This window comes from Curtobacterium flaccumfaciens, assembly GCF_051548005.1.
Classification (GTDB): domain Bacteria; phylum Actinomycetota; class Actinomycetes; order Actinomycetales; family Microbacteriaceae; genus Curtobacterium.
On the sequence record NZ_JBPUGH010000026.1, the window covers coordinates 21,621 to 28,458 of the forward strand.

Annotated in this window: 3 protein-coding genes; all 3 read left to right on the forward strand. The window is 72.6% G+C overall.

The window, feature by feature from the left end; genetic code table 11:
• Nucleotides 1-108 precede the first annotated feature (108 nt).
• Complete coding sequence (gene leuS / locus ACSW7Y_RS05495) at nucleotides 109-2,658, forward strand: leucine--tRNA ligase (protein WP_438125324.1); 2,550 nt, start codon at nucleotides 109-111, stop codon at nucleotides 2,656-2,658.
• A gap of 184 nt (nucleotides 2,659-2,842) precedes the next feature.
• Nucleotides 2,843-3,541 carry a helix-hairpin-helix domain-containing protein gene (locus ACSW7Y_RS05500; RefSeq protein WP_438125325.1) on the forward strand — a complete coding sequence of 233 codons (699 nt, stop codon included), beginning with the start codon at nucleotides 2,843-2,845 and terminating at the stop codon, nucleotides 3,539-3,541.
• Nucleotides 3,534-6,838: DNA polymerase III subunit delta (gene holA / locus ACSW7Y_RS05505; protein WP_438125326.1), on the forward strand; the 3,305-nt coding region annotated here is incomplete at its 3' end. The genes ACSW7Y_RS05500 and holA, both read left to right, overlap by 8 nt.

The following is a 6,838-nucleotide window of genomic DNA, read 5'->3' on the forward strand; positions in this document are numbered from 1 at the left end:
GTGCTCCGGCGTCGGCGCCTGGCCGGGCTGCCCGGCCGGCCACCTGGCGGGCCGGTGTCGGCGTCACGGAGCCGGGCCGTGCCTCCAGGCCTTGTAATCTTGTTGACCGTGACCACCGAGCAGTACGCCGAGGACCCGAACGCCTACGACTTCCGTCGTCTCCAGGAGAAGTGGCAGCCCCGCTGGGAGGAGCTCGGGCTCTTCACCACGGACCTCGACGACACCCGGCCGCGCAAGTACATCCTCGAGATGTTCCCGTACCCCTCGGGCGACCTCCACATGGGGCACGCGGAGAACTGGGCGCTCGGCGACTTCGTGGCGCGCTACTGGCGGCAGCAGGGCTTCAACGTGCTGCACCCCATCGGTTGGGACTCGTTCGGCCTCCCGGCGGAGAACGCGGCGATCAAGCGCGGTGTGGACCCGAAGGAGTGGACCTACGCGAACATCGAGCAGCAGAAGGCCTCGTTCAAGCGCTACGCGCCGTCCTTCGACTGGACGACCGAGATCCACACCTCGGACCCCGAGTACTACAAGTGGAACCAGTGGCTGTTCCTCAAGATGTACGAGAAGGGTCTCGCGTACCGGAAGGACAGCTGGGTCAACTGGGACCCGGTGGACCAGACCGTGCTCGCGAACGAGCAGGTGCTGCCCGACGGCACGTCCGACCGCTCCGGCGCCGTCGTCGTCAAGAAGAAGCTGACGCAGTGGTACTTCAAGATCACGGAGTACGCGGACCGGCTGCTCGACGACCTCAACCAGCTCGAGGGGCGGTGGCCGGCGAAGGTCATCGCGCAGCAGCGCAACTGGATCGGCCGTTCGGTCGGTGCCGACGTCGACTTCGTGATCGAGGGTCGCGACGAGCCCGTCACGGTGTTCACCACGCGGCCGGACACGATCCACGGGGTGACGTTCCTGGTCGTGGCGCCAGATTCCGACCTGGCCGCTTCGCTGGTCGAATCGGCTGACGACTCGGTGCGTTCTGCCTTCTCGGACTACCTGACCGCCACCCAGAAGACCTCCGAGATCGACCGTCAGAACGCCGACCGGCCGAAGACCGGCGTCCCGCTCGGCCGCTTCGCGATCCACCCGCTGACGGGCGAGCGGCTGCCGATCTGGGCCGCCGACTACGTCCTCGCCGACTACGGCCACGGCGCCGTCATGGCCGTGCCGGCGCACGACCAGCGCGACCTCGACTTCGCGCGGGCGTTCGACCTGCCCGTGAAGGTCGTGGTGGACACGAACGCGCCGGTGACCGGGGCGATCCCGGTGATCCCGGACGGCGCCACGCTGGAGGACCTGCCGGCGCTCGACCCGGTGTCGACCGGCGAGGCCCTGACCGGCACCGGGCGGATGATCAACTCCGGGCCGCTCGACGGCATGTCGAAGCAGCACGCCATCACCGCGGCGATCCGCCTGCTCGAGGAGCGCGGGACCGGCCGTGCGGCCAAGACCTACCGCCTCCGCGACTGGCTCATCTCCCGCCAGCGCTTCTGGGGCACCCCGATCCCGATCATCCACGGCGCCGACGGCACCGAGCACCCGGTGCCGATGGACCAGCTGCCGGTGCGGTTGCCGTCCACCGAGGGGCTCGACCTCAAGCCGAAGGGCACGTCGCCGCTCGGCGGTGCGACCGACTGGGTGAACGTCCCGAACCCCGTCGACGGCACCCCGGCGACGCGTGACACCGACACGATGGACACGTTCGTCGACTCGTCGTGGTACTTCCTGCGCTTCCTCGCGGCGAACGACGACACGCAGGCGTTCGACCCGGCCACCGCGCGCAAGTGGGCGCCCGTCGACCAGTACATCGGCGGCATCGAGCACGCGATCCTGCACCTGCTCTACGCGCGCTTCGTCACGAAGGTGCTGTTCGACCTCGGCTACCTCGACTTCACCGAGCCCTTCACGGCGCTGCTCAACCAGGGCATGGTGCTGTCCGGTGGCTCGAAGATGTCGAAGTCGAAGGGCGGCGTGTCCCTCGGTGACGAGCTCGACGCGAACGGTGTCGACGCCATCCGCCTCGTCATGGGCTTCGCCGGCCCGCCCGAGGACGACATCAACTGGGAGGACGTCTCCCCGTCGGCGTCCGCGCGCTTCCTGGCACGCGCCTACCGGCTCGCGCTCGACGTCACGTCCTCGAAGGACGTCGTCTGGGCCGACGGCGACCGGGCACTCCGCCAGGTGACGCACCGGTTCCTCGCCGATGCCCCGGGGCTCATGGAGTCCTTCAAGTTCAACGTCGTGATCGCGCGGCTCATGGACCTCGTGAACGTGACGCGCAAGGCGATCGACAGCGGTCCCGGTGCGGGCGACCCCGCCGTGCGCGAGGCCGTCGAGACGATCACGCTCGGCCTCGCGGTCTTCGCGCCGTACGTGGGCGAGGAGATGTGGGAGAAGCTGGGCTACGAGCCGACGGTCGCCACGTACGGCTGGCGCAAGGCCGACCCGACGCTGCTCGTGCAGGACACCCTGACGGCGGTCGTGCAGGTCAACGGCAAGGTGCGGGACTCGTTCGAGGTGTCGAAGTCCATCGAGCCGTCCGAACTCGAGGCGCTCGCGCGGGAGTCGGCGAACGTGCAGCGGTACATCGGGGACCGGGAGATCGTGAAGGTGATCGTGCGGGCGCCGAAGCTCGTGAACATCGCCATCAAGGGGTAGCTGCTCTCGCGGGCTGGTTCCTGCACCGAGGGTCATCGCGGTGAGGTCCTCCACCGGTCACCCTGACGGAGCCCGGCCGAACGGTCGGGCTCCGTAGCGTTCCGGCATGTCTTCGTCGCCGGGTCCTCAGTCGCCAGGGCCTTCGTCATCGTCGGGCTCGGGCTCGTGGTCGTCGCGTTCCGCGTTGACGCCCCGGGCGGCGGTGCTGCTCGCAGGTGTCGTCGCCGCGGTCGCGCTGGCGGTCGTCGTCCTCGGTGGCGGCACCGGTGGGGGAGCGGGGCCAACGGAGGTCGTGGTGAGCGGGACGACCGGGGAGACTCCGGCGTCGGAACCGGCAGCACCGGGATCGGGGGCATCCGGCTCCGCGGGACCGCCGGGTTCCGCGTCGGTGGGAGCGTCTGCGTCGGTCGTCGTCGTGCACGTCGCCGGCGCGGTGGCCGATGCGGGCATCGTGACCCTGCCGGCGGGCAGCAGGGTCGCCGCAGCCGTCGAACGGGCGGGAGGGGCTGCTCGTGACGCCGACCTCGGACGACTGAACCTCGCCCGACCGGTCGTCGACGGGGAGCGCGTGTACGTACCGCGAGTGGGCGAGGACGACCCGCCGCCCGAGGTCGCACCGGGAGTCGGTGCGGCGAGTTCGGCAGCCGGTGGCGCGGGCGTGGGCGTGGGCGTGGGCGCGGGTTCGGCGGCGGGTGTGGTCGACCTGAACAGCGCCGACGCCTCCGTGCTCGAGACCCTGCCGGGGATCGGTCCGGCGCTCGCGGCACGGATCATCGCGTGGCGGGCGGAACACGGGCGCTTCGCTTCGGTGGAGGACCTCCTGGACGTCAGCGGCATCGGCGACGCGAAGTTCGCGGACCTGCGGGACCGCGTCCGTGTCTGACGTCGTCACGCGCGTCGGGCGAGCAGCCGGCGCGCGGGTCGCGGACCTGCGCATCGCGGTCCCCGCCGTGTCCGCCTGGGCTGCGTCGGCGCTCCTCGTCGGGAGCCCGGACCGGGCCGTCCTCGTGGCGGTCGCCGCGGGGGTGGTCGCGGCCGTCGGGATCGTGATCCTGTTCGTCAGGGGCATCGGGGGCGGCGCAGCGGTGTCGCTCGCCGCCGTGGTGACCATCGTCGTGACGACGGCCCTGTTCGTCGCCCTGGTCTCGGTGGCGGTCGCCGTCGGCCAGGAGCGCCGGTCGCCGGCCGTCCTGTCCGATCCCGGCGGTCGGCGTGCCGTGCAGGTGACGCTCGACCGTGACCTCGAACGGGGTGCACGATCGGTGACGGGGACGCTGACCGCCGCGGACGGCGTGACGGCGCTGCGCGTCCCGGTCCGGGTGGTCCCGGACGGCGACGCCAGCGCGCCGGGGCGACTCGCCGCCGGCAGTGCGGTCCACGGGACGGCGTCGGTCGAGCAGGACGACCCCGGATCGCCGACCGCCTTCGTCGTGTTCCTGCGCGGCTCGGTGCGAGTGGACCGACCCACGGGCCTGCTCGCGGGCACCGATCGTTCGCGGCAGGCCTTCGTCGCCGTCACCGCCGACCTGCCCGAACCCGGGGCCGCGCTGCTCCGGGGCATGGCGATCGGCGACCGGAGCGGCCTCGACCCGGCGACCGAGGCCGCGATGGAGACCACTGCGCTCACCCACCTGACGGCGGTGTCCGGCGCGAACTGCGCCGTGATCGTCGGCCTCGTGGTGCTGCTCGGTCGGGCGCTCGGGCTCGTGCGGCTCGTCCGGGCCGTCGTCGCCGTGGGCTTCCTGCTCGCCTTCGTCGTGCTGGTGCGGCCCGATCCCTCGATCGTCCGCGCCACCGTGATGGCGGTCGTCGTGCTCGTGGTGCACCTGTCGGGGCGTCCGGTCCGCGGCGTCCCGCTCATCGCCCTCGCCGTCGTGGGCATGCTCGTCGTCGACCCCTGGTACGCACGGTCGTTCGCCTTCGCCCTGTCGGTCCTCGCCACGGCCGGGATCGTCGTCCTCGCACCGCCGCTGACGGAGCTGCTCGCCCGGCGGGTCTGGCACCCGGTGGCCGCGGCGGTCGCGGTCCCCGTGGCCGCGCAGGTGGCGTGCTGGCCGGTGACGATCCTGCTGGCCCCGCAGCTGCCGATCTACGGGGTGCCGGCGAACCTGCTGGCTGAGCCGCTGGCCCCGATCGTCACGGTGGTGGGCCTCGGCGCGTGCGTCGTCGCGCCGGTGTGGCCGGGCGGAGCGGCGGTCGTCGCCGCAGTGGCGTGGGTGCCGGCGAGCATCGTCGGTCAGATCGCCCGGACGGTCTCGGCGTTCCCCGGGGCCTCGGCGCCGTGGCCGGTCGGATCCGTCGGGGTCGTGCTCGCGGTGGTGGTGTGCGCGGGCATCGCCGTCGCCGTGTTCGTCCGGACGTCCGTGCGCGTCCGGTTGCTGCTCGCGTCGGCCGTCGTCCTGGTCGTCGGAGTCGGCGCCGTCGGTGTGCCGCGGCTCGTGGTGCGGGGGAGCGTCCCCGCCGACTGGACGACGGCCGCGTGCGACGTGGGGCAGGGCGATGCGGTGCTGCTCCGTTCCGCCGGGGCGGTCGCGCTGGTCGACACCGGCGACGAACCGGAGCTCTTGCGCGCCTGTCTCGAGCTCTTGCGGGTCGACCGGATCGCCCTGCTCGTCCTGACGCACTTCGACCGTGACCACGTCGGAGCCGTGACCGAGGTCGAGGCCGCGGTGACCACGGCGCTCGTCGGACCGGTCGGACGGCCCGCCGACGACCGTGTCGTGCGGGGGCTGCGACAGGCCGGCGCCGAGGTGCTCCGCGCCGCTGCCGGGACGTCCGTCGACCTCGGAGGCGTCCGCGCCGACGTCGTCTGGCCGCCTCCGACGTCGTCGGAGTCCGGGAACGACGCGAGTCTCGTCCTGCACGTCCGAGCGAGGGACGGCGACACCGCGGCGCCGTCCGCGCTGCTCCTGGGCGACCTCGGTGAGGCGGCGCAGCGTCGGATGCGCGCGTCGTCCAGCGGAGGAGCCGGGGCCGCGCCGGTCGACGTCGTGAAGGTGTCGCACCACGGGTCGGCGGACCAGGACGCCGGGCTCTACCGGGCGCTCCGGGCGCGCGTGGCGCTGATCGGCGTCGGCGCCGACAACTCCTACGGCCATCCGACCCGCCGGCTGCTCGACGTGCTCGCCGCGACCGGTACCGCCGTCTACCGCACGGACCTCCACGGCACGGTGGTGGTCGCGCCGGGAGCGGACGGGCCGCGCGTCTGGACCGAGCGGTCGCCCGCGGGCGCGTCGGCGGCGCCGAGCAGGTCGTCGGACTCGTCGGCAGGGTCGGTTCGTGGCCGACCGGGTCGCTCGCCGGTCGGTCTCGGACGTCGCCGGTCGGCCGTAGGATCGTCAGCGCGACCGGAGCCACGCCGCTCGCAGCACCGGAAGGACCGCATGCCCGCCAAGAAGCCAGCGCGCGCCGCAGCGAAGATCGACCAGGTCCCGTGGTCGGGCGTCCGACCGGCACCGGTCGTCCTCGTGACCGGGCCCGAGGCGTTCCTGGCAGACCGCGCGATCAGCGTGCTGCGCGACCTGCTCGTCGGCGAGGACCCGGCGCTCGAGATCCACGACCTCGAAGCCGACCAGTACGCGCCCGGGCTCCTCGCGACCCTCGCCAGCCCGTCGTTGTTCGGCGAACCGCGGCTCGTGCGGGTGACCAACGTCGAGAAGTGCACGGACGCGTTCATCACGGAGACGATCGCGTACCTCGAGGGACCGGCGGACGACGTCACCCTCGTGCTCCGGCACGGCGGCGGCATGCGCGGCAAGAAGCTGCTCGACACGATCCGCAGCGGGGTCGGCGGCGGCGTCGAGGTGCAGTGCGACGAGCTCAAGCGCGAGACCGACCGCATCGACTTCGTCAACGCGGAGTTCCGGGCTGCCCGACGCAAGATCGCACCCTCGGCCGTCCGCACCCTCGTCGCGGCGTTCGCCGACGACCTGGCGGAGCTCGCTGCGGCGTGCCGGCAGCTGCTGGCCGACTCCGCGGACGAGATCACCGACAAGGTCGTCGACAAGTACTACGGCGGGCGCGTCGAGACGAACGCCTTCAAGGTGGCCGACATCGCCCTCGCCGGCCGGTCCGCTCCCGCGATCGTGGAGCTCCGGCACGCCCTCGCCACGGGTGAGGCGCCCGTGCCGATCGTCGCCGCGTTCGCGAGCAAGATCCGGACCATGGCGAAGGTCAGCGC